This is a genomic window from Marinospirillum sp., from assembly GCF_014859565.1.
Genome location: NZ_JACUUA010000345.1, coordinates 1 through 2,736, shown reverse-complemented (window position 1 = coordinate 2,736; position 2,736 = coordinate 1). Strand labels below are relative to the sequence as shown.

Sequence of the window (2,736 nt, the reverse complement as noted above, 5' to 3'; positions counted from 1 at the left end):
AGCTGGGTGAGGCACTGAATCCTCCCGGTTCACTCACTGGCATCCTGCGGTTGGCAGCGGCTTGATAACAAGCCATTGATGGAGCAAAGGCCTATGAATGCACAGGTACAATCACCGCGCATCCGCTCACTGTACAGTCAGTGGGTGGGCTGCTCGCGTGGTGACATCAATGCCATTTATCTGGCGCGGATACTGGCAGCCCAGTCGGAAGGTCACTCGGTACTGAATGCTCGCTTGGGACTGGAGCCAGAAGATTATCAGGCACTATTAAAGCGTTATTTTCCGGTGGCTGACTGGCCTGTTCCCAGTGTAGCCACTAGTGGTAACCCGCTGCCGGTGAGTGAACAGGAACAGTTGGCAGGGTTGCTGCTGAGTTTTCGTGCGGCACGGGATGAAAGTGAGGTCTGGCTGGCGCAGATTATTGCTGCTGGTTGTGGCGGGCAGGAACACCTCTGGTACGATCTGGGGTTGTGGAGCCGCATGGATTTACAAAGCCTGCTGGCTCACAACTTTCCGGAGCTGGTGCGTAAAAACCATCTGGACATGAAATGGAAAAAGTTTCTTTATCGCCAGCTCTGTATGGATTCCGGCATCACCTACTGCCGCTCACCCAGCTGTGAAGCTTGTTCTGATTATGCTGAGTGCTTTGCACCGGAGTAGCTGAGGCTTGTTGCTACTTTGGCTGCCGCTGACGGTGGTCATGACGGTTGATGACCGAGGTCAGATGGTACAATTGACATTGACCATCACCTGATGAACACATAAATTGCATCAGAGCAAATCATTCAACGCACTCGAGCGATTTTCCTCTCACTCGATGTTCAAGTTTTTAGTTCTTGACTTTTTACCCTGGAAAATGATTTTTTAACCACCCGCTTTAGCTGCTCGGTAAAAGCGGCTGCCTCTCGGGTTAAGGCCGAAGAAGTCGGTTTTACAGAAAGGAGTCAGTGCCATTAGCGATGATGGGAGACCACAAGCTGCGATGTGGCCGGGATAAGATTGGCCAAGAGAAACAATTGCACCCAACGCAAAATACTCGCGGTTGACTCCCTGGCAGCAAGCCTGATTTTGCATTTTTTTAATCATCAAACGCATCACCAGGGGCAGGTCTCCACCCTGTTGTCACAGGCCGGTGAGGATATCGCGGTGACCAGTGAGCTTCTGGTGCGGATTTCCGAAGAAATGTCTGAGTGATCTGTTGTATTTGCTGTGCTGCAGCAGTTAATCTTTGCGCATCTATTTCCTGATTGCAGGTTAAATTCCATGGCTGTTATTGATTATGTACTGCTGTCACTGGCCGTTCTGGCATTGCTGGGTGTGGTGTTTGAAGAAATCACCCACATCAACAAGGCCAAGGTGACCTTATTTTTTGGCACGCTCAGCTGGGTTTTGTTGTTTGTATTCAGTGATGGCGCCGATCAGACTTCGGTTATATCTGCCGGGCTGGCAGAAAGTATTGCCGAGATTGCCGGGTTGTGGCTGTTTCTGGTAGCAGCAATGACGTTTGTGGCCTACCTGAACAAAAAAGGCATGATCGAGAATCTGATTCATCTGGTGATGCCCACCCGGTTAACTGAACGCAAACTGCTGCTTTTGACGGGGCTATTCTGTTTTGTATTTTCTTCACTGGCGGACAACATCACCGCCACGTTGGTGTCCTGTTCACTGATTTTATCTTTAAATCTGGATCTGAAAAAACGCCTGCAGTTTATTACCCTAGTGGTGTTTGCGGTGAACTCCGGTGGTGTCGCGCTGATCACTGGTGATGTAACCACCTTGATGATTTTCCTCGCTGGCAAGGTAGAAATTCTGAGCCTGTTGATGCTGTCTTTGCCTGCCGGTATTGCGGTGTTGTTGCTGGCTTTGTTGTTATCCCGCGGGTTGAATGCCAGCGTCACCCTGACCGGCAGCCAGATTCCGGTGCGCCGTGTGGATGGTGTGATTGCAGTGCTGTTTCTGCTGACTATTTTCGCCACCATCAGTGGTAACGCTCTGTTTGCCATTCCGCCGGTACTCACCTTCCTGTTTGGCCTGTCCGTGATGTTTCTGGTGTCACGTTTTATGAGTGACGACTCGGATCTTGATCCGATTTTGGAATACGTTCGCGCCATCGAATTTGAAACCCTGTTATTTTTCCTTGGTATTCTGTTGCTGGTGGGTATGCTCAAGGAGATTCATGCGCTGGATTCTGTGGTGATGGTTTATGATCTGCTGCCGCCGGTTTTTGCCAATTACTTGATGGGTATTTTCTCAGCGGTGATTGATAACGTGCCCCTGACGGCAGCTTTGCTGAAATCCGGTATTGAAATGACCGCAGGTGAGTGGCTGGGGCTGGCTTATGCCGTGGGTGTGGGTGGCTCGTTGCTGGTGATTGGTTCGGCAGCGGGTATTGTGGCAATGAGCAAAATTGAAGGACTGACGTTTGTGGCTTACCTGCGTTATCTGTTGCACTTGTTTTTGGCTTATACCCTGGGGTATGCCTGCGTGGTATTGATGGGTTCGTGGTTTAGTTAAACTTTTTTATGGTTCATTTGATAACGCACTGTTTTATTGACCATAAAGCAAAAAACCAGCCCGAGGGCTGGTTCTTAAAATCTGGAGCGGGAAACGAGATTCGAACTCGCGACCCCAACCTTGGCAATGCACACCCACCAAAACGACATTAAATGACCCATATCCTATTTTTTTATTAGCAAAAACAGCGTAAACCCTCACCCATTCGGGCGGGGATATAAG

The 2,736-nt window shown here is 49.7% G+C and carries 4 protein-coding genes and 1 pseudogene; 3 read left to right on the top strand and 2 right to left on the bottom strand.

Features of this window, described 5'->3' with window-relative positions; genetic code table 11:
* The first annotated feature begins 93 nt into the window (after window positions 1-93).
* On the top strand, window positions 94-660 hold the full coding sequence (locus tag IBX50_RS19425; protein ID WP_292258047.1) for a nitrogen fixation protein NifQ: 567 nt from the start codon (window positions 94-96) through the stop codon (window positions 658-660).
* A 204-nt stretch (window positions 661-864) separates the two neighbouring features.
* Here IBX50_RS19425 and IBX50_RS19420 read toward each other — a convergent pair whose 3' ends face one another.
* Window positions 865-1,098 (bottom strand): hypothetical protein, encoded by a 234-nt coding sequence (locus tag IBX50_RS19420; protein ID WP_292258048.1) that lies wholly within the window; start codon window positions 1,096-1,098, stop codon window positions 865-867.
* On the opposite strand from IBX50_RS19420, the pseudogene IBX50_RS19415 reads away from it, so the two are divergent.
* Both IBX50_RS19415 and nhaD read left to right on the top strand, forming a co-directional pair.
* Window positions 1,060-1,194, top strand: a pseudogene (locus IBX50_RS19415) (DinB family protein); the annotation flags it as partial. The gene IBX50_RS19420 and the pseudogene IBX50_RS19415 sit on opposite strands and share 39 nt — an antisense overlap.
* A 69-nt stretch (window positions 1,195-1,263) precedes the next feature.
* Entirely contained in the window at window positions 1,264-2,514 is a 1,251-nt protein-coding gene (nhaD, locus tag IBX50_RS19410) for a sodium:proton antiporter NhaD (RefSeq protein ID WP_292258046.1), read from the top strand.
* Between the two features lie 33 nt (window positions 2,515-2,547).
* Here the strand turns inward: nhaD and IBX50_RS19405 are convergent.
* On the bottom strand, window positions 2,548-2,736 hold a 189-nt coding region (locus IBX50_RS19405; protein ID WP_292258045.1), incomplete at its 5' end, for a hypothetical protein.